The sequence below is a fragment of the Burkholderia sp. APQ4-4ca genome, assembly GCF_057837105.1.
On record NZ_JBYQCG010000072.1, the window covers coordinates 181,853 to 206,577 of the forward strand.

The window sequence follows — 24,725 nt, forward strand, 5'->3', positions numbered from 1 at the left end:
CGCTGTCGGACGCGCGTTTGCTCCCGTTGTCGCCGTGAGCGGCGGATCGCCCGGTCGTCGCGCTGCTGCCGCGCATGCGGATTAATGCGCGCCGGCCGCCGCCGCATCGGCATCGCCGCCGCCCGAGCGCACCGGTTTCGTGATCCAGATCAGCGGGATGATCGCGACGAAGATGATCGCCGACACGTAGAAGATGTCGTTCAATCCCATCACGGCCGCCTGCGAATCGACCGACGCATTGAAGAACGCGAGCGCCGAATCGGGGCTCAGGTGCAGCAGCGAACGGGACGTGTCGAGCTGTTGCGTGAAGACCGGATTGGTGACGCTCGCCTGTTCGGTGAGCCGCACGTGATGCAGGATCGTGCGGTCGTTCCACGCATTGCTGATCAGCGACGTGCCCACCGCGCCGCAGAACGTGCGGCCGAAATTCGACAGGCCAGCCGCGGCCGGAATCTTGTCCGGCGGCAGCCCGGACAGGATGATCGACGTCAGCGGCACGAAGAACATCGCCATCGGAATGCCTTGCAGCAGCGTCGGCAGCACGAGATCCCAGCGCGACACGTCGGTGTAGAACGTCGTGCGCATCATGAACACGACCGCGAAGCCGACGAACGCCGTCGTCGCGATATAACGCGGATCGGTGCGCGGCAGCAGGCGCCCCATGAGCGGCGTGAGCAGGATCGCGAACACGCCGAGCGGCGCGGTGGCGAGCCCCGAATCGACCGCGCGGTAGCCGAGATAGCCCTGCATCCATTGCGGCAGCAGCACGAGCGTGCCGAAGAACATCCCGTACGCGACGGAGATCGCGATCGTGCCGCCCGCGAAGTTGCGTTGCGTGAAGAGCCGCAGGTCGACGATCGGGTTGGCTTCGTTCAGCTCCCAGATGAGGAAGAACGCGAAGCCGATCAGCGCGACGATGCCCAGCGCGACGATCACGGGCGAGTTGAACCAGTCGAGATCCTTGCCCTTGTCGAGCATGATCTGCAGCGAGGCGACCCACAGCACGAGCAACAGCAGGCCGACCGTGTCGATCGGCAGGCGGCGCGTGGCCGACTCGCGATCGCGGAACACGAACCACGTGACGGCCGCCGCGAAGAAACCGACCGGAATGTTGATGTAGAAGATCCACGACCAGTTGTAGTCGTACGTGATCCAGCCGCCGAGCGACGGCCCCGCGATCGGGCCGACGAGCGCCGTCATCGACCACAGCGCGAGCGCCGTCGACGACTTCTGCCGCGGCCACGCGCCGAGCAGCAGCGCCTGCGACAGCGGCGCGAGCGGTCCTGCCACCGCCCCTTGCAGGATCCGCGCGGCGAGCAGCGTCGGCAGGTTCGGCGCGATCCCGCACAGCCACGACGCGAACACGAACAGCAGGATCGACGTGACGAACAGGCGCACCTGGCCGAAGCGCTGCGTGAGCCAGCCCGTCAGCGGAATCGACACGGCGTTCGCGGCCGCGAAGATCGTGATCACCCACGTGCCTTCGTCGACCGACACGCCGAGGTCGCCCGAGATCGTCGGGATCGCGACGTTCGCGATCGACGAATCGAGCACGTTCATGAACATCGCGAGGGATACCGCGATCGTGCCGATCGCGAGCTTGCTGCCCGACAGCGGCGCCTGGGGTGACGGAGATGACATGGTGTTCCTGCGTGATGAAAGGTGGCCCGCGGGGCGCATGCGCCGACGGCGCACGCGCGTGCGGACACGCGCGACGTGCGCGCGGCCCGGCAAGCGGACGCCGCTCGCGCGCGGCGTGCGGTTCAGGCGTGGGATCGGATCGGCGAAGCCGTGACGGCTTCGGCAAGCAGGCAGGCCGGTCAGGAAGGCGCGACGCGCGTGACGCGTCGGCGGGCAGCGCTCAGGTGGCTGCCGTGGCGTGTGTGGTCGTTTTTCATCGGCACAGGCTAACGATGCGGCGAACGGCGATCAACGCCCGCGTGCTCATTAATTCCTTTCCTGCGCCGCAATAATGCCGCGGACGTGCATCGATTGCCCGTCGTGCGATGGGGTGACGGCGCGGCTATGCCGCCGTCCGCCACGCAGTGAAGACTTCCGTCAGGAATTCGACGAACGCGCGCACCTTGCTGTCGAGCGTCGCGCGCTTCGGGTACAACGCGTGCAGTTCGACGTCGTCGGTGCGATGCCAGTCGGGCAGCACGATTTCGAGTTCGTTGTTCTCGATCCGCCGTGTGGTGAAGTGGGTCGAAATCAGCGCGATGCCGCCGCCGCTCGCGGCCTGGCGCAGCACCGTGACCGATTCGTTCGAGATCAGCACCGGCCGTACCGGCACGTCGGCCACGTCGCCGGCCGCGTTGGTCAGGCGCAGCGTCAGGCCGGGCACGTCGCGGCCGACGAACAGGATGTCGTGATCGGCGAGATCCTGCGGCGTATGCGGCCGGCCGGCGCGGTCGAGATAGTGCGGGCTGGCCGCGAACTTCGCGTGCGACCAGCCGAGCGAGCGGGCGACGTAGCCGGAATCCGTCAGCACGCCGGTGCGCAGCGCGACGTCGAAGCCGTGTTCGACGAGATCGAGCGCGCTGTTGTCGTAGATCAGCACGAGCTGGACCAGCGGATAGCGCCGGCGAAACTCGGCGAGCGCCGGTTCCAGTTCGAACAGGCCGATCGCGTAGGGCACCAGCACGCGCAGCGTGCCTTCGGGCTCCGTGCGCAGCGCGCGCACCTGGCGGTCCGCGTCGAGCAGGATTTCCTCGGCGCGCAGGCAGCGTTCGTAATAGTCGCGCCCGGCTTCGGTGACGGACACGCGGCGCGTCGTGCGGTACAGCAGCTGGACGCCGAGGTCGTCCTCGAGCTGCCTGATCTTGCGGCTCACGCGGCTGAGCGGCATGTCGAGTTGTGTGGCGGCGCCGGTGAAGCTGCCGCGCTCCACCACGCGCAGGAATATCCGGATGCTCTCGAGGTCCATGCGATTCGTTTCAATGTTCGGCCTGCGCGCATCTTACCGTCACGGGCCGGATCGCTGCAGGTCGAGCCGATTATCCCGCCCGGCGCAATAACGCATCCCGCCGCCGCCGCTTAGTGGCGGCCGGCGCGCGATCGTATGCTCGCCGGATGAAATTCGCCTTCCCCAGCATGCCGCCGCTCGCGGCCGTCCGGGCCGCGCTGCGCGACGCGCGGCCGACGCTGCCGCCCGGCGCGCTTGCATTCGCGCTGCGCAATACGGCCGCGTCGCTGCTCGCGCTCTATATCGCATTCCGGATGAATCTCGACGATCCGAAATGGGCCGCGTCGACGGTGTGGATCGTCGCGCAGGGCAGCCGCGGGATGGGGCTGTCGAAGAGTCAGTACCGGATTCTCGGCACCGCGATCGGTGCGGCCGTCGCGCTCGCGCTGACCGGCGCGTTCGCGCAGACGCCCGAGCTGTTTCTGCCGGCGCTCGCCGCGTGGATCGGCCTGTGCGCGGGCGTCGCGACGTTCCAGCGGAATTTCCGCGCGTATGCGGCGGTGCTCGCCGGCTATACGGCCGCGATCATCGCGATGGATGCGGTATCGGCGCCGCTGCACGCGTTCGATATCGCGGTCGCGCGATTTCTATACGTGGTGGTCGGCATCCTGTGCGGGGCGCTGTTCGAAACGGTATTCGCGCCGGGCGTGCCGCTGGACGAAGTCCGGACGCGGCTCGCGCGCTATCTCGAGCGCGCGGTGGCGCTCGGCGCGGGCGCGCTGCGCCGCGAGCCGAATGGCGCGGCCGTCCACCGGCTGTTCGCGGACGCACTCGACCTCGACACCGCGGCGGAATATGCGGCGGCCGGCGCACCGTCGGTGCGTCGCGCGATCGGCCATTTGCGCGCGGCGGCGCTCGGCGTGCTGACGGCGCAGGCGGCCGCGCAGGCGATCCGCGAGCATGCGGCGCGCGCGCATGACGCGCCGGACCCGCTGGTCGACGAGGTCGCGCGTGTGCTCGACGGTATCGCCGCGGCAGGCGACGCGGCGCCGGAGATGGCCGCACTGCGCGCACGCGTGAACGATGCGCTGCGCGCCGAGGCCGCCGCGCCGGCTGCGCCGGACACGTCGCGCCTGCTCACGCTCGACCGGCTGGCGGCGCTGCTCGGCGGATTCGATCGCGCGTGGGCGAGCCAGGCGCTGCTCGACCGGCCCGAGCTGCCGCCTTCGCGGGTGCGCTACGCGTTCCACCGCGATCCGGTGCTCGCGTGGCGCAACGGCCTGCGCGCGTTCATCGCGGTGCTGGCCGCGTCGGCGATCTGGATTTTCACGGCGTGGCCGTCAGGCGGCGGTTTCGTCGCGATCACGGCCGTGGTCGGCGCGCTGTTCTCGACCCGTCCGAACTCGGTGCGCGCGGCCGTGGGCTTCCTGAAAGGCTCGGCATGCGCGGCGATCGCCGGCGTCGTCTGCAACTTCATCCTGCTGCCGGCGGTGTCGGGTTTCGAAATGCTCGCCTATATCCTGGGCGTGTTCCTGATCGGCACCGGGATCGCGATGCGCCATCCGCGCACGGCCGCGATGGGCAGCGCGTTCTCGATCTTCTTCTGGAATTTCACGTCGCCGGACAACACGACGCGCATCGGCGACGCCGCGTTCCTGAACAGCGCGCTCGCGACGATGCTCGGCATCGCGTTCGGCGCGCTGATCTTCGCGCTGGTGTTTCCCGGCGATGCCGGCACGAGCCGACGGCGTCTGCACCGCGCGGTGCGTCGCGATCTGGCCGCCATCGCACGCGATCCGCGTGCGTGGCCGGCGAGCGTATGGCTGAGCCGCACGGCCGACCGTCTCGCGCGCGAGCTCGGTTTCGCGGGCAGCCTGCCGCAGACGCTGATCGAGCGCGACATGCGCGACCTGCTCGCGATCTGGGGGCTCGGCGACAGCGTGCTGTCGCTCGCCGACCTGGCCACGCGCGAGCCGGCCGCGCACCGCGCGGCGGCCGCGGTGCGCGCGCGCGTCGCGCGAGCGGATTTCGCGCGGCTCGAGCAGACCTGCGACGCCGCCGCCCGCTTGTTGCGACGCCGCGTGGCCGCGCGCGACGGCGACGCCGCGCATGCATTGCTGGGCGGCATCGTCCTGCTGCGGCGGATCGCGGACGCCGCCGCCGAGCATGACGGCTTCCTGCGCGGCCGCCGCGACTGAGCGGCGCGAGTCAGGTGAGGCGGGTCAGGTGAGGCGGTACGACGGGCCGGGCGTCACTTCGGCCGGCAGCGGCTCGCGGTTCAGTTCGAGCAGCGTGCGCTCGATCTGCCGCGTCATCGCATCGAGCGCGAGGTGGTTCGGCCCGTTGCCGAACGGCTCGGCGATCGCATGTGCGATCGCGTCGAGCGCGATCAGCGTATAGGCGACGAAAACCGTGACGAAGGGTGTCGCCGCGCCGATCGAATCGACGAGACCGAATGGCAGCAGTACGCAATACGCGTAGATGGTCCGGTGCAGCAGCACGTCGTATGAAAACGGAATCGGCGTCGATGCGATGCGCTCGCAGCCGCTCACCATCGCGACGAGTTCGTCGAGGCGCGCATCGAGCATCCACAGTCGCGTGTCGGCGAGCTGGCCGGCGTCGGCGCGCGCGGCGAACGCTTCGCGCAGCGCGTGCACGATGACGACCGGGCGAAACCGGGACGCGGCGATGCGCGCATAGGCGGCGCCGTCGAGCAGCCCGCGCAGGTCCGCGGCCGGATCGGTGCCGCGCAGTTGATGCTTGAGCGCATGGACGAACGCGACGACCGTGCGCACGAACGCGCGGCGCGACGCGTCGTCGCGGTCGACCGCGCCGTAACAGAGCGCCTGCGACACCAGCGTGCGCGTGGCGGTCAGTACACCGCCCCACAGTTGCCGCCCCTCGCGATAGCGTTCGTAGCTCGCGTTGTTGCGAAACCCGGCGAAGATCGCGAGCGTCAGGCCGATCAGCGTGAACGGCGTCGGGTTCAGCGGCACCTTCTCGCCGAGCACGCGGCCGCCGCCCCACACGGCGACGAGGCTGATCGCGAGCGTCAGCACGAGCTGCGGCAGGATGGTCGGCAGCACCGAGCCATTCCAGACGAGCAGCATCCGCAGCCAGTGCTCGCGCGGACGAACGATCATCGTCGTGCTCCGTCAGGCGGCGATCGAGGCCGGCGCGGCCGCGCGATGCAGCAGCACGGGCACCGACTTCGACGTCGGCGTGTTGCACACGTCGCCCACGCTGTCGAGCGGCACGAGCGGGTTGGTTTCCGGGTAGTACGCGCCGATGCAGCCGCGCGGGATGTCGTATTCGACGAGCAGGAAGCCGTTCGCGCGCCGCTCGATGCCGTCGTGCCACACGGTTTCCATGTCGACCCAGTCGCCGGCCGCGAGGCCGAGCATCGCGAGATCGTCGCGGTTGACGAACACCACGCGGCGCTGGCCGAACACGCCGCGGTAGCGGTCGTCGAGCCCGTACACGGTGGTGTTGTACTGGTCGTGCGAGCGCGTCGTCATCAGCGTCATCAGCCGTTCGCCGTGCAGCGCGCGGGCGCGCTGGATCGGCGTGTCGGTCGGCAGCGCATGCGCGATGAAGTTCGCCTTGCCCGTCGGCGTCAGCCATTCGCGGTCGCGCGACGCCACGCGCAGGTGGAAGCCGCCGGGCCGCGCGATGCGCGTGTTGTAGTCATGGAAGCCGTCGAGCGTCGCCTCGATCGCGTCGCGGATCTTCGCGTAGTCGTCCTTGTACGCGAGCCAGTCGATCTTGCCGCTGCCGAACAGCGCGTGCGCCATGTGCGCGACGATCGCGGGCTCCGACATCAGGTTCGGCGACGCCGGCTTGTTCATCCCGTACGACACGTGGACCATGCTCATCGAATCCTCGACCGTCACGCCTTGCGCGACGTTGTCCTGCAGGTCGATCTCGGTGCGGCCGAGCGTCGGCAGGATCAGCGCGTCGCGGCCGTGGATCAGATGGCTGCGGTTCAGCTTCGTCGTGATGTGCACGGAGAGCGCGCAGCGGCGCATGCCTTCCCACGTGCGCGGCGTGTCCGGCGTCGCCATCGCGAAGTTGCCGCCGAGACCGATCAGCACCTTCACGCGGCCGTCGAGCATGCCTTCGATCGTCTCGACGACGTCGTAGCCGTGATGGCGCGGCGGTTCGAAATCGAACACGTGGCCGAGCCGGTCGAGGAACGCCTGCGACGGCTTTTCCTCGATGCCGACCGTGCGGTTGCCCTGCACGTTCGAGTGGCCGCGCACCGGGCACAGGCCGGCGCCGGGGCGGCCGATGTTGCCGCGCATCAGCATCAGGTTGGTCAGCATCTGCACCGTGGCGACCGAATGCTTGTGCTGCGTGATGCCCATGCCCCACGTCGCGATCACGCGTTCGCTGCGCGCATAGCGCTGCGCAAGCGCGTCGATCTGCTCGTACGGCACGCCGCTTTCGGCCGTCAGCGCGGACCAGTTTTCGGCGCGCAGATCGTCGGCGAACGCGTCGAAGCCGGCCGTGTGCGCGTCGATGAACGCGGTGTCGAGCACACGCGGCGCACCGGCGGCGCGCGCGGCGTCGTCGAGTTCGAGCACGCGCTTGGCCATTCCCTTGATCAGCGCGAAATCGCCGCCGATGGTCGGCTGGATGAACGTCGATGCGATCTTCGTGCCCGACATCGTCAGCATCTCGAGCGGGCTTTGCGGATCGGCGAAGCGCTCGAGCCCACGCTCCTTCAGCGGGTTGATCGACACGATCGTCGCGCCGCGCTTCGCGCACTCGCGCAGCTCGCCCATCATCCGCGGGTGATTGGTCGCCGGGTTCTGGCCGAAGATCAGCAGCATGTCCGCATGCTCGAAATCGTCGAGCGTGACGGTCCCCTTGCCGACGCCGACCGACGCCGGCAGCCCGCGGCTCGTCGCCTCGTGGCACATGTTCGAGCAATCGGGGAAGTTGTTGGTGCCGTACAGCCGCACGAACAATTGATAGAGGAACGCCGCCTCGTTGCTCGCGCGGCCGGACGTATAGAACGCGGCCTGGTTGGGGTCGGGCAGCGCGCGCAGATGGCGCGCGATCAGCGCGAACGCATCGTCCCATGCGATCGGCACGTAGCGGTCGGCCTGCGCGTCGTACACCATCGGGCCGGTGAGCCGGCCGTGCTGTTCGAGCTCGAAATCCGACTGTTCGAGCAGTTCGGTCACCGTGTGCGCGGCGAAGAATTCGGGCGTCACGCGCTTGCTCGTCGCTTCCGCAGCCACGGCCTTCACGCCGTTCTCGCAGAATTCGAACGTCGACGCGTGCTGGCGGTCGGGCCATGCGCAACCCGGGCAGTCGAAGCCGTCCGGCTGGTTCTGGCGCAGCAGCGTGCGGTAGTTGCCGCCGGCGACCTTTTCCTTGATCAGGTTGATCGTGACGGCTTTCAGCGCGCCCCAGCCGGCGGCCGGGTGGGTGTACGGTTCGATGCGCGCGGTGGCGGATTTCGTTTTCATGATGCAGGTGTCGGGGTCGATGCGTGCAGAGTACGCGCGGCGCCCGTACGGCTGTGTGTACACCTGTTCACTTCAAAAAAGAGTACAGTTTCGGCCATTCATCCCGTGCGGATCGCAACTGTGTTGCTGAAGGGAAGTTGAAAGGGAGGCGCGTGAAGCGTTACGAACAACTGGCCGACGATCTCCAGGCGCAGATCGAGCGGGGCGTGTACCGGCCCGGCGAGCGGATTCCGTCGGTGCGGCACGCGAGCCGGCAGCAGCAGCTCAGCGTCACGACCGTGCTGCGCGCGTACCTCGTGCTGGAAAGCCGCGGCCTGATCGAAAGCCGGCCGCAGTCGGGCTACTTCGTGCGGGCGCGCGCGGCGGCGCCGGCCGAGGCCGAGCTGCATGTCTCCGCGCCGGCCGCCGAGCCGTCGGCCGTGGACGTGAGCCGGCTCGTGCTGTCGACGCTGCGCTCGATCGCGCGCGACGACGCGGTGCCGGTCGGCTCGCCGTATCCCGACGCGTCGCAGTTTCCGGTGCAGCGTCTCGCGCGCTATGCGCAGGCGATCGGGCGGCGGCGCACGCGCTGGGGCGTGATCGACGACTTGCCGCCGGGCAACCAGGAGCTGATCCGCCAGATCGCGCGGCGCTATGCGGAGCGCGGGGTCGCGGTCGAGCCGGGCGAGATCGTGATGACGATCGGCGCGACCGAGGCGATCAACCTGTGCCTGCAGGCCGTCGCGAAGCCGGGCGACACGATCGCGGTGGAGTCGCCGACGTTCTACGCGATGCTGCACGCGATCGAGCGGATGGGCATGCGTGCACTGGAAGTCGCGACGCACCCGGGCGACGGCATCGATCTCGACGCGCTCGAACGGATTCTCGCGCGCGAGCGCATCGCCGCGTGCATGGTGATGCCGAATTTCCAGAATCCGCTCGGCTTCCAGATGCCCGATGCGCGCAAGCGCGCGCTGGTCGAGCTGCTCGCGAAGCACGGCGTGCCGGCGATCGAGAGCGACGTCTATCACGAGCTGCACTTCGGCGACACGGCGCCGAGCGCGCTGAAGTCGTTCGATCGCGACGGGCTGGTGCTGCATTGCGCGTCGTTCACGAAGAGCCTGTCGCCGCGCTACCGGATCGGCTGGGCGATGCCGGGCCGTTACCGCGACCAGGTCGAGAAGCTGAAATTCCTGAACACGCTCGCGACGCCCGCGATCGAGCAACTCGCGATCGCCGAGTACCTGAAACACGACGGCTACGATTTTCATCTGCGGCGCATGCGCAAGCAGTACGCGCAGCAGGCGAACCTGATGAGCGCGATGGTGCGGCGCTTCTTCCCGGAAGGCACGCGGTTGTCGCAGCCGCAGGGCGGGTATGTGCTATGGGTCGAGCTGCCGCCGCGGGTCGATGCGATGAAGCTGTATACGCTGGCGCTCGCGCGGCGGATCACGGTCGGGCCCGGGCACATGTTCTCGGCCAGCACCGATTACCGGCATTTCATCCGGCTCAACTACAGCTACCCGTGGTCGCGGCAGATCGAGGATGCGCTGAAGGTGCTGGGGCGGCTCGCGTCGGAGTGCGCGGCGCGGTGAGCGTTGCCGCCCGCCGGCAGGGCAGGCGGCGGCCGGCGGCCTGCCGCCGTGGCCGGTATCACGCCGCGCGCGGCGCCTGCAGCCCGGGCTGCGCGGCGTCGACCATCCGGCGCATGTCGAAGCCCGACGGATGCTGGTACACGCGCAGCCCGAACTCCGGCAGCACCGCGATCAGGTGGTCGAACAGGTCGGCCTGGATGGTCTCGTAGTCGACCCACGTCGTCGTATCGGTGAAGCAGTACAGTTCGAGCGGAATGCCTTCGGCCGTGAGCGGCAGTTGTCGCGCCATGTTCGTCATGTCGCGGCGGATGCGCGGATGGCCCTTCAGGTAGTTCGCGACGTACGCGCGGAACGTGCCGAGATTCGTCAGCTGGCGGCGGTTCGCGGGGCAGTCGCCGGCCGCGCCGAGCGTGCCGTTCCATTGCTCGATCGCGTCGACCTTGTCCTCGAGATAGTCCTTCAGCAGCGTCAGGCGTTCGAGCCGTTCGATCTCGTCGTTCGTGAGAAAGCGCACGCTCGTCGCATCGATGAACAGCGCGCGCTTGATGCGGCGCCCGCCCGCCTCGGTCATGCCGCGCCAGTTCTGATAGCTCTCGGTGATCAGCTTCCAGGTCGGCACCGTGATGATCGTGTGATCGAAGTTCGCGACCTTGACGGTGTTCAGCGTGATGTCGATGACCGTGCCGTCCGCGCCGGCCGACGGCATCGTGATCCAGTCGCCGATCCGCAGCATGTCGTTCGACGACAGTTGCACGCCGGCGACGAGGCCGAGCAGCGTGTCCTTGAAGATCAGCATCAGCACCGCCGACATCGCGCCGATGCCGGACAGCAGCAGGCCGATCTGCTTGCCGGTCGCATCGCCGATCACGACGAGCGCGGCCGTGATGAACATCACGAGCTTGACGAGCTGCATCGCGCCTTTCAGCGACAGGCGCGGCTGATCGCGTTGAGCGGTGCGGTGCGCGTGTTCGAGCGCGGACAGCGTCGCGCTGATGGTCATCGTCACGAGGAACACGATCAGCGCGAACAGCACCTTGTCGACCACCTGCGCGACCAGGCCGGGAATGCCGGACACCGCGCCGAGCCCGAGCTTGATCACGACGAACGGGACGATGCGGTTCAGCCATTTGAAGGCGCCGAATTCGAACAGCGCGTCGTCGACGCGCGTGGCGGACAGTCGCGCGAGCCGTGCGACCACGCGAAACAGCAGGAAGTGGACGACGGCGGTGATCGCGCCGGCGGCGGCGAGCAGGACGAGGATGCCGACGAGCGGCGCAAACCAGGATTCGTTCAGGGTCATAGGGGCGGACAGGGGCCTTCTCGTGCGTTGAATCGGCGCCGCGATGCGGCCCGCGCCCGATGAAGGGCACATGAAAGGGACCGTGATTGTGCCAGCGGGTTCCGGATGCGTGCCGTGAAGGCGGGGCGAGCGGCTCCCGAATCGGCTCACCATTGCGCAGGTATCCTCTGCATCGGGGTGAAGGCGAGCCTCGAATCGACATCACCGCGAGCCGGCGTGCGAGCCGGTTGCCGGACGCGTCACCCGCCAGCATGCATTCGGCCGGAAGCCATGACGGCAGGGCTTTGCGCTTCGCTACGCACGATCCGCGATCCATGCAATCATGCGGACGTCGCCGGCGTCGTCGGTGTGCCGCTCGCGTTGGCGTGCGGCCTGTCCGGCCCTTCCGGCGAGGTGAGCGACACGCACCATCGTCGCGCACCCGTTCGCGTCCCCCGTCACTCGACCTCACGCATTTCACGCATGCAAGATTCCAACGAAAGCCGTCCGTCACGCGTATGGCTGCTGAAAGGCATCCTCCCGATCCGCCGCGCGGGCGCCATCCGAGACATCTTCGCGGGCATGTCGCTCGCGTCGATGGACATCCCGCAGGTGCTCGGCTACGCGCGCATCGCCGGCATGCCGGCCGTCACGGGGCTCTACACGGTATGCCTGCCGCTCGTTGCGTTCGCATGCTTCGGCGCGTCGCGCCATCTCGTGGTCGCCGCCGATTCGGCGACCGCGACGATTTTCGCGAGCCGGCTATCGTCGATGGCGCCGGCCGGCAGCGCCGACTATGCGGCGCTCGCCGGCATGGTCGCGTTGCTGACCGCCGCGATGCTGCTGCTCGCGCGCATCTTCAAGCTCGGTTTTCTCGCCGATTTCCTGTCGCGCACGGTGCTGGTCGGCTTTCTCGCCGGCGTCGGCGTGCAGGTGTCGATCGCGATGCTCGGCGACATGCTCGGCTTGCCCGTGCCGTACCCGGCGTCGCGCAGCCTTGCGCAACTCGACTACGTCGCCACGCACCTGCTTCATGCGCACCGGCCGACGCTCGCGCTCGCGGCGCTCGTCGTCGTCGCGATTCTCGCGTGCAAGCGGTTCCTGCCGCGCGTGCCGATGCCGATGATCGCGGTCGCCGGCAGCATCGCCGCGAGCGCGGCATTCGATTTCGCCGCGCACGGCATCGCGGTGCTCGGGCCCGTGGCGGGCGGGTTGCCGCCGCTGCGCTGGCCATCGGTCACGTGGCAGCAGTTCCTCGATCTCGTGCCGGTCGCCGCGTCGTGCTTCGTGATGATCATCGCGCAGAGCGCGGCCGCCGCACGCGTGTTCGCGCAGCAGTACGGCGAGGACGTCGACACCAATGCCGACATCCTCGGCCTCGCGGCCGCGAACGCGGCGGCGGCGCTCGGCGGCGCGTTCATCGTCAACGGCAGCCCGACGCAGACGGCGATGGCCGACGGCGCGGGCGTGCGCAGCCAGATCGGCCATCTCGCGTTCGCCGCGGTCGTCGCCGTCGTGCTGCTGTTCTTCAGCCCGTATCTGCAGTACCTGCCGCATGCGGTGCTGGCCGGCATCGTGTTCACGATCGCGCTCGGGCTGATCAACGTGTGCAGCCTCGCGGCGATCCGCCGGGAAAGCCCCGGCGAATTCACGCTCGCGATGATCACGGCCGCGGCGGTCGTGACGATCGGGGTCGAGCACGGCATCCTGCTGGCCGTCGCGCTGTCGTTGATGCGGCACGTGCGGCACAGCTACCGGCCGCATACGATGGTGCTCGAACCCGTCGCCGGCAACGGACGGTGGCAGCCGGTGCCCACCCGGCGCGGCGTGATGACGGCGCCCGGGCTGATCGTCTACCGGTTCGGCTCCGATCTGTTCTTCGCGAACGATCACCTGTTCGCTGCGGAAGTGACCGAGCTCGTCGACGCGGCGCCGGTGCCGACGCGCTGGTTCGTCGTCGACGCGGGCGCGATCACCGACGTCGACTATTCGGCCGCGCGGACCTTGGTCGATCTCGTCAGGGCGCTGCATGCGCGCGGAATCGGCGTGCTGTTCGGGCGCGTGAACCGCTACCTGCGCGCGGACATGGATCGTCACGGGATCACCGAGGCGGTCGGCGCGTCAAGCATCTTCGCCACGCTGCATCAGGCGCTGGAGGCGGCGGGCACGACGCCCGCGCGGCAGGAGCCGGACACGGTGTAGGGATCGTTCCCGCGAACAACGGGCCAGCCCAACGAATGCGTTTTTCCAGACTGGGGAACGTGCGTTGCCGGCCGCATTGCGGTGTCGATCGCGCCGATGTGGTTGCCGTAGCGGGAAACCGCGCACGCGGTGCGGCGCGGCGCCCAATTCAGCGCGAACCGGCCGGCGCGTTGCCGGCCCGTCGGTCGCCGCCTGCACCGGCCGAGCGCAACGGCAGCCGCAGCGTCGTCACGAAGCTCGCCGCATGCAGCGTGCACAGCAGGCCGAACGCCCACGCATACGCGACGGCTTGCGTGCCGCCCGCCGCCGTCGATTCGGCGTGCAGCCGCCACGCGAGAAACAGCGTGCATAGCGTCGTGAACGTCGGACCGCCGAGCCGCTGCACGATATTGAGCGACGTGGTCGCCATCGGCAGGTCGCGTCGCTCGACCGACGCATACGCGGCGGCGATCGACGGCGCGCCGATCGCACTCTGGCCCATGCCGCGCAGAAACAGCGCCGGTACGAGCACGAGCGGATCGTAGCCGGTCAGCGCGAGGAACACGAGCGGCAGCGTGGCGGCGAGTGCGAGCAGGGCGCCGGCGGCGGCCAGCCGGCGTACGCCGAACCGGCTCGTCAGCGCGCCCATCGACGGATAGGTGACGAGCATGCCGAGCCCGAGCGGCGCGAGCAGCCAGCCCATTTCGCCCGGCGAGCGCCCGCACGCCTGGATCAGGAACACGGGAATCAGCATCTGGCCCGCATATAGCGCGCCGTTCGACAGGAATTGCGTGCCGGCTGCCGCGCCGAACACGCGCGAGCGAAACAGCGCGAGATCGATCAGCGCACGCTCGCCCTGGCGGCGCTCGACGCGCAGGAACGCGACGAGCAGCAGCGCCGCGCCCGCGACCGCCGCGATGCCGGGCATCGAGCCGATCCGCTCGATGCCGTACAGGAACAGCACGAGGCCGGGCGACAGCAACGCGAGGCCGATCCAGTCGAGTTCGCGCCGCGGCGCATCGTCCCGGTCGCCGGGCAGGAACCGCACCGCCAGTGCGAGCGCGAGCGCGCCGACGGGCAGGTTCACCAGAAACAGCCAGCGCCACGACGTGTGCTGCAGGATCGCGCCGGCCACGACCGGGCCGAGGATCGGCGCGAGCAGCACCGGCACCGCCGCGTAGCCGATCACGCGTGCCATCTGCTGGCCGGCGACGCGCGCGATCATCATCTGCGCCATCGGCGCGAGCAAGCCGCCGCTGACGCCTTGCAACACGCGGAACGCGATCAGCGACGGCGCCGACCACGCGAGCCCGCACAGCGCCGACGTGAGCGTGAACGCCGAGAAGCACCACAGGTACAGCGCCTTCGCGCCGATGCGGTCGACGAGCCAGCCGCTCAGCGGCAGCACCAGCGTCAGCGCGAGCAGGTAGCCGCTCGTCACCCACTGGATCGTCGACAGGCTCGCATGCAGGTCGGTCGCGAGGCTCGACAGCGACACGTTGACGATCGTCGCATCGAGCTGCGAGAGCAGCGAGCCGAGCGTCGCGACCGCGCTGACTTTCCAGATCGACGGGGCGAGCCGGCCGATCGCATGGCCCGGCGTCGGCTGTCTGCGTTCGTCGCTCACGCGCCGCGCCGGTCGAGCAGCGCGACGATGTCCTGCGTCGTGCCCGTTTCTCCGAGGCGGGGGAACAGCCGCTCGACGCTGTTGGCGTGCGCGTCCGCGTTGAGGTCGGTCATCGCGTCGACGGCGAGCGTCACGTTGTAGCCGAGTTCGTGCGCCTGTCGCGCGGTCGATTCGACGCCGATGCTCGTCGCGACGCCGGCCAGCACGATCTGCGTGACGCCGGCTGCCTTCAGATGCGCGTCGAGACCGGTGCCGGTGAACGCGCCCCAGGTCCGCTTCGTCACGACGTGGTCGCCTGGCTGGCGGTTCAGTTCGGGCACGAGTTCGGTCCAGTCGGCCGGCAGGGCGTCCAGGCGCACCTGCTGCTGCGTGCGGCCCGGCGCGCCGCCCGCGACGTTGACCAGCACGACCGGCAGGCCGCGGCCGCGGAATGCGTCGAGCAGTTCGCGGGCGTGGGCGATCACCGGTGCGACCGGATGCGCGGTGGGGAGGGCGACGATGCCTTTCTGCAGGTCGATGACGACCAGCGCCGTGTTCGTGTCGAGACGGGTTGCGCTCATGATGGGGCTCCGGGGGAAAGGGCGAAGAAAGCCGGCCGCGCGCATGCCGCGCGGCGCACCGGCCGGGTTTATTGCTCGCCGATGCGGCGGATCAGTGGGATGGCCGCGGCAAGCGTGTCGATGTCGTCCGGATCGAGTTGTCCGATCGCCGCGCCGAGCCACTTGTGTTTCGCGGCGTTGCGCTTGCGCCGCGCGTCGACGCCGGCGGCGGTGAGCTTGAACAGGATCTGGCGGCCGTCGGTCGGATGCGGTTCGCGCTCGACGAGCGCGTCTTCCTCGAGGCTCGCGAGGATCGCCTTCATCGACTGCGGCTTCATCGCTTCGGCGCGAGCGAGATCGGCGGTCGTCATCGGCCCGTGCCGATCGAGCCGCGCGAGCGCGCTCGTCTGCGACATGCCGAGCCCACCGGAATCGATCTCGGAGCGCAGCCGACGGATGAGCTGGCCGACCGCGAGGGTCAGGTCGGCGGCGACGGTTTCGGCGGAAACGCCGGGTTTGCGTGGCGGGTTCATGCGGCGAATCTTAGAACACGACAGCTAAACTTGCAAGTTTGACTGTCGAATTGATCGCCGGCCTGACGGCGCCGTCCGGCGCGCGATTACGCGCGTCGATGCGCGACCGGTACGACTTCGCTGTAGCGCGGGGTCGCGTTTTCGTGCAGCAGATCGCCGAGGTACTGGCCGAGTTCGTCCGCGGCGAGCGCGGATGGAATCTGCAGATTGGCCGGGCGCCGTTTGCCTTCGGCGCCGAGATCGAACACGGCCCAGCGGCCGTCCGTGCGCACGACGGCGAGCAGCCGGCCGAAGGCGTTGAAGCGGTATTCGTGCTGCATCGCGTCGCTCCCGTGGCGTGAACGCGCCGGCTGCCCGTGTGCGCTTACCGGATCGAACAGGACAGCCAGCGATGGATGTTGATTGCGTCGCCGGATACGCCGGCACGCGTCGGTGCGCCGAGCAGCACGACCGTCTCGCGGCGGCCTTTCACGCGCATACGCATCACGACGCCATGCCCCGATTCGTTGATGAAGCCAGTTTTCTGCAGCCGGATCGGCAGGCGGCGGTAGCGCACGAGCGGGTCGGAGTTCACGTACACGAGCTCCCCGTCGCCGGGGCGCACGGTGGTCGACAGATCGGTCGAGAAATAGCGGATCAGCGGATCCTGCGCGGCCGCGCCGACGAGCCGCGCGAGGTCTTCTGCCGTCGACACGTTGTGCGGCGACAGGCCGGTCGGCTCGCGGAAGTGCGTTTGCCGCATGCCGAGCCGGCGTGCTTCGCGGTTCATCGCCTTCACGAACGCGGCGCGCCCGCCCGGATAGTCGCGGCTCAGCGCGGCGGCCGCGCGGTTCTCCGACGACATCAGCGCGATATGGAACATGTCGCGGCGCGACAGTTCCGAGCCGACCTGCAGGCGCGAACCGGTGAACTTGATCGTGTCGCGGTCGCGCGCGGTCACGCGCAGCACGCCGTTCAGCGGACGATCGGCGTCGCGCGCGACGACCGCCGTCATCAGTTTCGAGATCGATGCGATCGGCCGTACGGTGCGTGCGTTGCGCGCGAGCAGTGGGGTGCCGGAATCGACGTCGAGCACGTAGGCCGCGCGTGAATGCAGCGACGCGACCGCGCGCGGCGTATAGCCGCAACTGGCGAGCAATTTCGGTTTCGCGGGCGGGCGCGGTCGCACGGCGGTCGTGCGTTTCGCGCGCCGCTGCTGCGGTGCGGGTGCCGCGTGGCGTTTGGCCGCTTGATGCGTCACGCGCGAGCGGCGGTGCTTGATGGCCTTTTTCTTGCGATGGGCTGTCTTCTTGACGGCCTTCGTATGGGCATGCGGCTGCGCATGGGCGGTGCGATGCGGCTGCACGCGTTGCGCGGACGCATGCGCGGCGAATGCGAGCAGCAGGAACGACAGGGCGAGGATCAGGGTGGTCCGGGCGCGAGGCAGGTGCGCGATGAGGCCGGTCAAGCGAAAGTCTCCTTTTCACGCGCGATGCGGCTGCGCGGAATGCATGGGCGGTCAGCGGGTGCGGGAAATTATACGGTCGATCGCGCGGCGATGACGATGGGATGACGCGCAATGACGCTTCATGCGGGCGGATTCCGGTCGTTTTCGCGCTGCCGGGCAAGCGGTGCGCGGTGGCATGCAAGGCGGGCAGATACGCGGTTCAGCGTGGCCAGTTCCGCCGCGACACGACCGCGAAACTGATCGCGATCGAACCCGTCACCGCGCGCGGCGGCGCGTCTTCCAGCGCATCGCCGAAGCGGAAGCGGCGGCTGCGCCCGTCCGTGCGTTCGGCGCGACGCTTCGGTGCGCGCGCATCGGTGGCTGCCGCGCATTCGCTTGCAGTCGCGACGTCGGATGATGGCTTGGCCACGCAGTCGGCCGCTGGATCGAGGGACATGGAAGTGAGTTCCGGGAAGGGCATGTCCGTATTGAACGCCATCGCATTCGATCGGTAAAATGAATCTTTCGATCACTCAGATTCCTTAAAAGAATGGAACTGAAACTGCTTCGCACGTTCCTGACGGTGACCGAGCTGTGCCATTTCAGCCGTGCGGCCGATGCGCTGCACATGAGCCAGCCTGCGCTCAGCAAGCAGATCGGCGCGCTCGAGGCGAGCCTCGGCGGCAAGCTGTTCGAGCGCGGCCGGCATGGCGCGGAACTGACGCCGTTCGGCGAACGCTTCCTGCCCGACGCGCAGGCGCTCGTGCGCGATGCCGACGAAATCCTGGCCCGTGCGCGGGAAGCGACCAGCGGCCAGCGCGGGCATTTGCGGCTCGGCATCTGCCTGTCCGTGCTCACGCTCGTGCCGAAACTGATCGCCGAATTTCGTCGCCGCAATCCGGGTATCGCGGTGACGCTGAGCGACCTGTCGTCGTCCGAACAGACGCGCCGGCTGCACGCCGGCAAGCTCGACGCCGGTTTCCTGCGCCTGCCTGCCGACGAAGGCTTGTCGTCGTTCAAGGTGACCGACGAAGCGCTCGCGCTCGCGGTGCCGCCGCATCTGGGCTTCAAGCGCGTGCCGGCCAACCTCGACGTGCTCAACGAGATCGGCTTCATCGCGCTGCAGCGTGCGCGCGGCCCGGGGCTGGCCGCGCAGATCGACCGGTGGTGCGTCGAGCGCCGCTTCGTGCCGCACGTGATGCAGCAGGCGGAGGACGTGCAGTCGGTGCTGACGTCGGTCGCGGCCGGCGTCGGCGTCGCGTTCATTCCGTCGAGCGCGCGGTACCTGCTGCGCGATGCGACGGTGCTGCCGCTCGACGGCCGGGACGCGAAGTGGCGCGTGGGGCTCGGATGGCGGTCCGAACGCGACGATCCGGTCACCACGCGTTTCGTGTCGTTCATGCGCGCCGCGCTCAAGGGCGCGTGACGCGGCGTATAGTGTCCGCGATGGTTGTCTCCATGCATGCCGGCCCGACGCCGGCCGACGAACCCGAACCGATGACTTCAGACTCCGACGAATCCCCGCTCGATCCCGCGCTCGTCGCCACGCTCGCGACGCTGAACGAAGCCGCGAGCGATCCGGCCGGCAAGGCGTGGTCGCTGCCGAAGATCGCGAAGCGCACGCAACTGCCGATGAGCACGCTGCGGCGCGTGCTGACGCAGTTGGACGCCGCGGGCCTGAGCGCGACGACGCTGAACGAGGACGGTACCGGCAGCGCCGCCCTGACCGACGAAGGGCGCGCGGTGTGCGCGCAACTGTTCGGCGCGAACGACGCGCAATGAATGAAAAAACGGGCCGCGGATGCGGCCCGTACATTACCGAACGACGTTCGGCCCGCGCGGGTGGCGCACGGGCCGGCACGTCGTCATCGGCGCACCATCAGAACCACTGCTTGTACCGGCGCACGTAGATCGTCTTGACGATCTGCGCGAGCACGATGTAGCCGACCATCGTCGCGGCGAGCCATAGCCAGTAGGTGCCCGGCAGGTGCATGAAGCCGATCGATTCCGCGAACGGCGAGAACGGCAGCCAGCAGCCGATCGCGATCGCGGTGAAGGTCGACAGCAGCACCGGCAGCGACGCCGTGCTCTGCAGGAACGGGATCTTCTGCGTGCGCAGCAGGTGCACGACGAGCGTCTGCGACACGAGGCTCTCGATGAACCAGCCCGAATTCATCACGATCTGGCCGCTCGCGCCGCCGTTCAGGTGATAGAGCGCGCCCGCCCCGAACACGGTCCACATCAGGATGTACGTCGTGATGTCGAATACCGACGACGTCGGCCCGACCCACAGCATGAAGCGGCCGATGTTGCCGGCTTCCCACTTGCGCGGCTTCTTCAGGAACTCGCGGTCCATCTTGTCCCACGGCAGCAGCATCTGCGACGTGTCGTAGATCAGGTTCAGCACGAGCAACTGCGTCGCGAGCATCGGCTCCCACGGCAGGAATGCGCTGGCGACGAGCACCGAGAACACGTTGCCGAAGTTCGAGCTGGCCGTCATGTTCAGGTATTTCAGGATGTTGCCGAACGTCTCGCGACCCTTGATCACGCCTTCCTCGAGCACCATCAGGCTCTTCTCGAGCAGGATGATGTCGGCGGTTTCCTTCGCGATGTCGGCGCCGCTGTCGACCGAGATGCCGACGTCGGCGTCGCGCAGCGCGGGTGCGTCGTTGATGCCGTCGCCGAGGAAGCCCACCGTGTGGCCGTTCGCCTGCAGCGCCTTGACGATGCGCGCCTTCTGCAGCGGCGTGAGCTTCGCGAACACGGTCGTGCGTTCGACCACCTGCGCGAGGGTTGCATCGTCGAGCGCTTCGATCTCCGTGCCGAGCATCGGCTTACCGGGTTCGAGGCCGACCTGGCGGCATACCTTCATCGTGACGGTCGGATTGTCGCCCGTCAGCACCTTCACCGCGACGCCGTTCTCGCGCAGCGCGGCGAGTGCCGGTGCGGCCGATTCCTTCGGCGGATCGAGGAAGGTCAGGAAGCCGCGCACGACGAGGTCGCGCTCGTCGGCGGTGCGGTATTGCGCGCGTTCGTCGCCGCGCGGAATCGTTCGCGTCGCGAGCACGAGCACGCGGAAGCCGTCCTCGTTGTACGCGATGGCCTGTTCGAGCAGCCGCTTGCGGGCCACGAAGTCGAGCGGGCGCACGCCGTCCTCATCCTGCACGTGCGTGGACACCGCCAGCATTTCCTCGACCGCGCCCTTGCAGATCAGCAGGTGCGTGCCGCGCGTATCCTCGACGACGACCGACAGGCGGCGCCGCACGAAGTCGAACGGCAGCTCGTCGATCTTCTTGTAGCCCTGCGGCTTCACGCGTTCGCCGATCTCGTCGGCGCGCGCGACGACCGCGATGTCGATCAGGTTCTTCTGGCCGCTCTGGTGGACGCTGTTCAGCCAGCCGAGCCGCAGGATGTCCTCGTTCTTGCGGCCGGACAGGTCGAGGTGATGTTCGAGGATGATCCTGTCCTGCGTGAGCGTGCCGGTCTTGTCGGTGCACAGCACGTCCATCGCGCCGAAGTTCTGCACCGAGTTCAGCCGCTTGACGACGACCTTGCGGCGCGCCATCGCGACCGCGCCGCGCGCGAGATTCGCGCTGACGATCATCGGCAGCATCTCGGGCGTGAGGCCCACGGCCACCGCGAGCGCGAACGTGAGGGCGCTCAACCAGTCGCCCTTGGTCAGGCCGTTGATCATGAACACGATCGGCACCATCACGAACATGAACTTGATCAGCAGCCAGCTCACGCTCGCGACGCCGCGGTCGAAGCTCGTCTCGATGCGCTTGTGGCTCACGACGTTGCGCGCGAGCGAGCCGAAGTACGTGTCTTCGCCGGTCGCGACGACGACGGCCGTCGCCGTGCCGCTGACGACGTTGGTGCCCATGAAGCAGACGTTCTCGAGATCGAGCAGCGACGCCGGTGCGTCGTTGGCCGCGCCGGCCGCGCGCGTGCTCGCGGATTTGCCGGCCACCGCGCCGAGCGTGTCGTACTTCTCGACGGGCAGCGCCTCGCCGGTCAGCACGGCCTGGCTGATGAACAGGTTGCGCGACGCGAGCAGCCGCACGTCGGCGGGGATCATGTCGCCGGCCGAAAGATGCACGATGTCGCCGGTCACCACTTCGCGCATCGGCACCTCGCGGCGCGTCGGTTCCAACGAATCGGTCACCGCGCGCTGCACGGTCGCCGTCGTGCGCACCATCGCCTTGAGCTTCTCGGCCGCGCGCAGCGAACGGAATTCCTGCACGAAGCGCAGCAGCGCGCTGATCGTGACCATCGTCAGCAGGATCGTCATGCCGACGTAATCGCGATCGTCGGGCGCCGCGAAATAGACGTCGGTGCAGAAGCTGATGGCGGCCAGCACCAGCAGCACGTAGACGAACGGGTTGTGGAACGAGAGCAGCAACTGGCGGGTCCAGTGCGGCGGCTTGTCGTGCGCGATTTCGTTCGGGCCGTCATGCTGCAGGCGGTCGGCGGCCTGGTCGTAGGTGAGGCCGCGCGTGCTGGTGCGCAGCGACTTCAGCGTGTCGTCGAGCGGGCGGGCCGCTTCCTGCGCGACGCGCATGATGCGCGGGTCGGTCTGCTGGCCGGCGCCGGCCTTGATGAAGCCGCGTTGTTTCTTGTGAGAGGTGTTGTGTCGTGTCGTCATGAGTCGCTCCTAGCGCATGAGGCGGCGGGCGGGGAGCGGCCGCGACGGTATCGACGCGCGAGCGCTCCCCGCCGCGTCGCGTCAGGCGCGATCGGCTGTGGATCGGTAAAGGCGGGAACGCTCGCCGGCGCGCAGGATGCGGACGGCGTGTCGATGCGCAGCGTCGCACCGGCGAGCGGTAATCGACTACTGTCGTCCGAGTTCATCTGCACTCCTGTCGGTTGAGGATAGTCGGCACGGGCGATCGGCAACGGCGCGCAACGAGGCGCGCGGCCGGACGGCACGCGAACGGAGAGCGCACGCGGCCGGCGCCGCCCGCAACGCGAACGCACACGCGCGACGGTGCGTCGCGTGCATTCGACAACATCGAAAATTCGGCGGGAGATCTGGCCCGTGGTCAGGCCGGAAGGGCGCCGCATCCTGCTTCCCGGGATGCGGCAGAAGACGAGGCTCTGCGCGTTTTCCTCAGGCAGCAGTCAAGTTGGCCGGATACCAACTACAACTCGCATCGGTGTTCACAGAACACTCCATGTAACTAGACGGGGGCGATGGTAATGGCCCGCTGTGCGAAGCGTCAACCCTTTTGTCGGGCGTTATTTCGAGATGCTTGATCGGGCCGGTGCGCGTTCGCAAGCGCCCCCGACAACCCGCAATGAAACAGCCGCGCGCACACCTTGTCGGCATGCGCGCGGCCGCGTCGAACGGGGTGCGGTTACTGGTTCGCGGTCGCGACGGCGGCCCCTGCGTCGAGGATGCCCGAGCCCGCCGGCAGCGCGGTGCACGACGTGCCGGCCGCGAGCTTCGCCGCGCGCGTGCCGCCTTGCAGCTTCTGCAGGATCTGCGCGGGCGTGAGGTTGCCGTTCACCGACAGCATCAGCGCGGCGACCCCCGTCACCTGCGGCGCCGCGAGGCTGGTGCCGTTCGCGGGGCCGTAGGTGTCCGAGCCCGGCGTCGTCGTGCCGGTGTTCGACGTCGACAGGATGTTGACGCCCGGCGCGCTCAGCGCGACGTCGGCGCCGAAGTTGCTGAACGACGCGCGTCGGCCCGTCGCGTCGGTCGCACCGACGGTGATCACGCCGCGGCAGTTCGCGGGCTGGTCGAGCCCGGTCGACAGGCCGTCGTTGCCGGCCGCGACGACCACGGTCACGCCCTTCGCGGTCACGTCGTCGATCGCCTGCTGGAACGTCGTGCTGCATGCGCCGACGCCGCCGAGGCTCAGGTTGATGATCTTCGCCGGCCGCGGGTTCGTCGGTACGCCGTTGACGGGAATGCCGGCTGCCCAGCGCATGCCGTCCGCGATGTCGCTCGTCACGCCGCCGCACTTGCCGAGTACGCGCACGGGCAGGATCTGGCCGAGCCACGATACGCCGGCGACGCCCGTGCCGTTGTTGGCGGTCGCGCCGATCACGCCCATCACGCGCGTGCCGTGCCAGCTGCTGTTGCTGGGCTGGCTTGCGCAGTGATAGTACGGGCCGTTGACGTTGTCGAGTTCCTGCTGCGTGACCCAGTCGCCCGGATCGGTGGCGTCCGGGCCGCGCGTCAAGCCGTTGTTGCTGGTGTTGACGTTGCTGATGAAGCTGTAGCCGGACAGCAGGTTGCCGACGAGGTCGCCGTGCGGCCGGTAGCCGGTATCCAGCACGGCGGTGACGACGGTCGGCGAGCCCTTGGTCACGTTCCACGCCGGCGGCATGTCGATGCCGGCGGCCGGGTCGGACAGGTTCCACTGCTGGTTGTAGAGCGGGTCGCTCGGCGTGTCGCGGATCTGCATCGGGTGATCCGGTTCCGCGTAGTCGACATCGCTGTCCGCCGCGAACGCCTGCGCGAGCGCGGCGGCATCGGTGGCGTCCATGCGCTGGCCGAGCGACAGCACGGCCGCGCCATTCGAGATCGTGCGCTCGACCTGCACGTTCACCGGTGTTTGCGCGACCGTGCTCGCGTACGCGCGCGCGTTGCCGGTCACGGGCGCCGTCCAGCGCGTCATCGCGCGCTGGATCACCGCATCGAGTCGCGAGCCGTTGTCGATGGTCGCCATCGCGCGCGTGGCCGTCAGCGTTTTCAGCTTGACGATGAGGTGATCGACCGGCGGCTCGGCCGGTGCGGTCTGCGCGGCCATCTGCACGGCGGCCTGCTGCGACGTGCACGCATTGCCGCCGGACGATGTGGGCGGGGTGGTGGGGGCGGGCGCGGGAGTGGGTGCCGGTGCGGGCGTCGGTGTCGGTGCGGGTGAAGCGTTGGACGAAGACGGGTTGCTGCCGTCGCCGCCGCCTCCGCCGCAACCGGCGAGGGGCAGGAGGGCGGCGGCGGACAGCATGCCAGCGAGCATGCGCGCATGGGCCGAACGGGCCAGCGCGAAATTGAAGCGTTTGGCTTTCATGTCGAAAGTCGATCCTCGTAGATAACCGTCGTGCCGGTGGTGGTGCATGGTCCGGCGCAAACCGGACCTTGTTTTTGTCGGCGCCCGCCGGCTGCTGCGACGCGCCATGCATTGGGTAACGGCTAATGAGGCGGCTTCTTGAATATGTTGTGTGTGAAAAAT

18 protein-coding genes are annotated in these 24,725 nt (G+C 68.8%); 5 read left to right on the top strand and 13 right to left on the bottom strand.

Going from position 1 to position 24,725, the window contains the following annotated elements; translation table 11 throughout:
- Positions 1 to 81: 81 nt before the first annotated feature.
- Together AC3IFE_RS06895 and AC3IFE_RS06900 are read right to left on the bottom strand one after the other, a co-directional pair.
- Entirely contained in the window at positions 82 to 1,641 is a 1,560-nt protein-coding gene (locus AC3IFE_RS06895) for a DHA2 family efflux MFS transporter permease subunit (protein ID WP_089469990.1), read from the bottom strand.
- Between the two features lie 382 nt (positions 1,642 to 2,023).
- The gene (locus tag AC3IFE_RS06900) at positions 2,024 to 2,926 is read right to left on the bottom strand and encodes a LysR family transcriptional regulator (protein WP_089469988.1); all 903 of its coding nucleotides are present in this window, start codon (positions 2,924 to 2,926) and stop codon (positions 2,024 to 2,026) included.
- A gap of 146 nt (positions 2,927 to 3,072) precedes the next feature.
- Here AC3IFE_RS06900 and AC3IFE_RS06905 point away from each other — a divergent pair, with 146 nt between their 5' ends.
- Positions 3,073 to 5,103 (top strand): FUSC family protein, encoded by a 2,031-nt coding sequence (locus tag AC3IFE_RS06905; RefSeq protein ID WP_489189995.1) that lies wholly within the window; start codon positions 3,073 to 3,075, stop codon positions 5,101 to 5,103.
- 24 nt (positions 5,104 to 5,127) lie between these two features.
- Here the strand turns inward: AC3IFE_RS06905 and AC3IFE_RS06910 are convergent, their stop codons facing one another.
- Both AC3IFE_RS06910 and AC3IFE_RS06915 read right to left on the bottom strand, forming a co-directional pair.
- On the bottom strand, positions 5,128 to 6,048 hold the full coding sequence (locus AC3IFE_RS06910) for a bestrophin family protein (RefSeq protein WP_489189996.1): 921 nt from the start codon (positions 6,046 to 6,048) through the stop codon (positions 5,128 to 5,130).
- A gap of 12 nt (positions 6,049 to 6,060) precedes the next feature.
- Positions 6,061 to 8,385 carry an FdhF/YdeP family oxidoreductase gene (locus AC3IFE_RS06915; RefSeq protein WP_489189997.1) on the bottom strand — a complete coding sequence of 775 codons (2,325 nt, stop codon included), beginning with the start codon at positions 8,383 to 8,385 and terminating at the stop codon, positions 6,061 to 6,063.
- Between the two features lie 152 nt (positions 8,386 to 8,537).
- Between AC3IFE_RS06915 and AC3IFE_RS06920 the strand changes: the two genes are divergently transcribed.
- A complete protein-coding gene (locus tag AC3IFE_RS06920) occupies positions 8,538 to 9,959 on the top strand; it encodes an aminotransferase-like domain-containing protein (protein WP_489189998.1) in 1,422 nt (473 codons plus the stop codon).
- Positions 9,960 to 10,017: 58 nt separating this feature from the next.
- On the opposite strand, the gene AC3IFE_RS06925 is transcribed toward AC3IFE_RS06920, so the two are convergent.
- The gene (locus AC3IFE_RS06925) at positions 10,018 to 11,259 is read right to left on the bottom strand and encodes a mechanosensitive ion channel family protein (protein WP_089469983.1); all 1,242 of its coding nucleotides are present in this window, start codon (positions 11,257 to 11,259) and stop codon (positions 10,018 to 10,020) included.
- Positions 11,260 to 11,721: 462 nt separating this feature from the next.
- Between AC3IFE_RS06925 and AC3IFE_RS06930 the strand changes: the two genes are divergently transcribed.
- Positions 11,722 to 13,440 carry a SulP family inorganic anion transporter gene (locus AC3IFE_RS06930; RefSeq protein WP_489189999.1) on the top strand — a complete coding sequence of 573 codons (1,719 nt, stop codon included), beginning with the start codon at positions 11,722 to 11,724 and terminating at the stop codon, positions 13,438 to 13,440.
- 148 nt (positions 13,441 to 13,588) lie between these two features.
- Here the strand turns inward: AC3IFE_RS06930 and AC3IFE_RS06935 are convergent, their stop codons facing one another.
- The 6 genes from AC3IFE_RS06935 to AC3IFE_RS06960 all read right to left on the bottom strand — a co-directional run bounded on the left by AC3IFE_RS06935 (position 13,589) and on the right by AC3IFE_RS06960 (position 18,043).
- Complete coding sequence (locus AC3IFE_RS06935) at positions 13,589 to 15,046, bottom strand: DHA2 family efflux MFS transporter permease subunit (RefSeq protein WP_489190000.1); 1,458 nt, start codon at positions 15,044 to 15,046, stop codon at positions 13,589 to 13,591.
- Positions 15,043 to 15,606 (bottom strand): isochorismatase family protein, encoded by a 564-nt coding sequence (locus AC3IFE_RS06940; RefSeq protein WP_089469980.1) that lies wholly within the window; start codon positions 15,604 to 15,606, stop codon positions 15,043 to 15,045. Before AC3IFE_RS06940 ends, AC3IFE_RS06935 begins: the two co-directional genes overlap by 4 nt.
- A gap of 68 nt (positions 15,607 to 15,674) precedes the next feature.
- Entirely contained in the window at positions 15,675 to 16,118 is a 444-nt protein-coding gene (locus AC3IFE_RS06945; RefSeq protein WP_489190001.1) for a MarR family winged helix-turn-helix transcriptional regulator, read from the bottom strand.
- 86 nt (positions 16,119 to 16,204) lie between these two features.
- Complete coding sequence (locus tag AC3IFE_RS06950) at positions 16,205 to 16,438, bottom strand: DUF7661 family protein (protein WP_489190002.1); 234 nt, start codon at positions 16,436 to 16,438, stop codon at positions 16,205 to 16,207.
- Positions 16,439 to 16,482: 44 nt separating this feature from the next.
- Positions 16,483 to 17,565, bottom strand: coding sequence for a serine hydrolase family protein (locus AC3IFE_RS06955; protein ID WP_489190003.1), 1,083 nt, complete (start codon positions 17,563 to 17,565; stop codon positions 16,483 to 16,485).
- 199 nt (positions 17,566 to 17,764) lie between these two features.
- On the bottom strand, positions 17,765 to 18,043 hold the full coding sequence (locus tag AC3IFE_RS06960; RefSeq protein WP_489190004.1) for a hypothetical protein: 279 nt from the start codon (positions 18,041 to 18,043) through the stop codon (positions 17,765 to 17,767).
- A 51-nt stretch (positions 18,044 to 18,094) separates the two neighbouring features.
- Between AC3IFE_RS06960 and AC3IFE_RS06965 the strand changes: the two genes are divergently transcribed.
- Both AC3IFE_RS06965 and AC3IFE_RS06970 read left to right on the top strand, forming a co-directional pair.
- Positions 18,095 to 18,970: a LysR family transcriptional regulator gene (locus tag AC3IFE_RS06965; RefSeq protein ID WP_489190005.1), complete on the top strand. Its 876-nt coding sequence runs from the start codon at positions 18,095 to 18,097 to the stop codon at positions 18,968 to 18,970.
- Between the two features lie 71 nt (positions 18,971 to 19,041).
- Positions 19,042 to 19,326 (top strand): transcriptional regulator, encoded by a 285-nt coding sequence (locus AC3IFE_RS06970; RefSeq protein ID WP_301738342.1) that lies wholly within the window; start codon positions 19,042 to 19,044, stop codon positions 19,324 to 19,326.
- 97 nt (positions 19,327 to 19,423) lie between these two features.
- Here AC3IFE_RS06970 and mgtA read toward each other — a convergent pair whose 3' ends face one another.
- Positions 19,424 to 22,189, bottom strand: a complete 2,766-nt coding sequence (gene mgtA, locus AC3IFE_RS06975) for a magnesium-translocating P-type ATPase (protein WP_489190006.1) — start codon at positions 22,187 to 22,189, stop codon at positions 19,424 to 19,426.
- Between the two features lie 712 nt (positions 22,190 to 22,901).
- Positions 22,902 to 24,563: a S8 family peptidase gene (locus tag AC3IFE_RS06980; RefSeq protein ID WP_489190007.1), complete on the bottom strand. Its 1,662-nt coding sequence runs from the start codon at positions 24,561 to 24,563 to the stop codon at positions 22,902 to 22,904.
- Positions 24,564 to 24,725: the final 162 nt, after the last annotated feature.

Excerpts from the sequence above, each read along its gene's own strand:
- AC3IFE_RS06895 (WP_089469990.1), bottom strand. The coding sequence starts at position 1,641 with ATGTCATCTCCGTCACCCCAGGCGCCGCTGTCGGGCAGCAAGCTCGCG.
- AC3IFE_RS06900 (WP_089469988.1), bottom strand. The coding sequence starts at position 2,926 with ATGGACCTCGAGAGCATCCGGATATTCCTGCGCGTGGTGGAGCGCGGC.
- AC3IFE_RS06905 (WP_489189995.1), top strand. The coding sequence starts at position 3,073 with ATGAAATTCGCCTTCCCCAGCATGCCGCCGCTCGCGGCCGTCCGGGCC.
- AC3IFE_RS06910 (WP_489189996.1), bottom strand. The coding sequence starts at position 6,048 with ATGATCGTTCGTCCGCGCGAGCACTGGCTGCGGATGCTGCTCGTCTGG.
- AC3IFE_RS06915 (WP_489189997.1), bottom strand. The coding sequence starts at position 8,385 with ATGAAAACGAAATCCGCCACCGCGCGCATCGAACCGTACACCCACCCG.
- AC3IFE_RS06925 (WP_089469983.1), bottom strand. The coding sequence starts at position 11,259 with ATGACCCTGAACGAATCCTGGTTTGCGCCGCTCGTCGGCATCCTCGTC.
- AC3IFE_RS06930 (WP_489189999.1), top strand. The coding sequence starts at position 11,722 with ATGCAAGATTCCAACGAAAGCCGTCCGTCACGCGTATGGCTGCTGAAA.
- AC3IFE_RS06940 (WP_089469980.1), bottom strand. The coding sequence starts at position 15,606 with ATGAGCGCAACCCGTCTCGACACGAACACGGCGCTGGTCGTCATCGAC.
- AC3IFE_RS06945 (WP_489190001.1), bottom strand. The coding sequence starts at position 16,118 with ATGAACCCGCCACGCAAACCCGGCGTTTCCGCCGAAACCGTCGCCGCC.
- AC3IFE_RS06950 (WP_489190002.1), bottom strand. The coding sequence starts at position 16,438 with ATGCAGCACGAATACCGCTTCAACGCCTTCGGCCGGCTGCTCGCCGTC.
- AC3IFE_RS06960 (WP_489190004.1), bottom strand. The coding sequence starts at position 18,043 with ATGGCGTTCAATACGGACATGCCCTTCCCGGAACTCACTTCCATGTCC.
- AC3IFE_RS06965 (WP_489190005.1), top strand. The coding sequence starts at position 18,095 with ATGGAACTGAAACTGCTTCGCACGTTCCTGACGGTGACCGAGCTGTGC.
- AC3IFE_RS06970 (WP_301738342.1), top strand. The coding sequence starts at position 19,042 with ATGACTTCAGACTCCGACGAATCCCCGCTCGATCCCGCGCTCGTCGCC.
- mgtA (WP_489190006.1), bottom strand. The coding sequence starts at position 22,189 with ATGACGACACGACACAACACCTCTCACAAGAAACAACGCGGCTTCATC.
- AC3IFE_RS06980 (WP_489190007.1), bottom strand. The coding sequence starts at position 24,563 with ATGAAAGCCAAACGCTTCAATTTCGCGCTGGCCCGTTCGGCCCATGCG.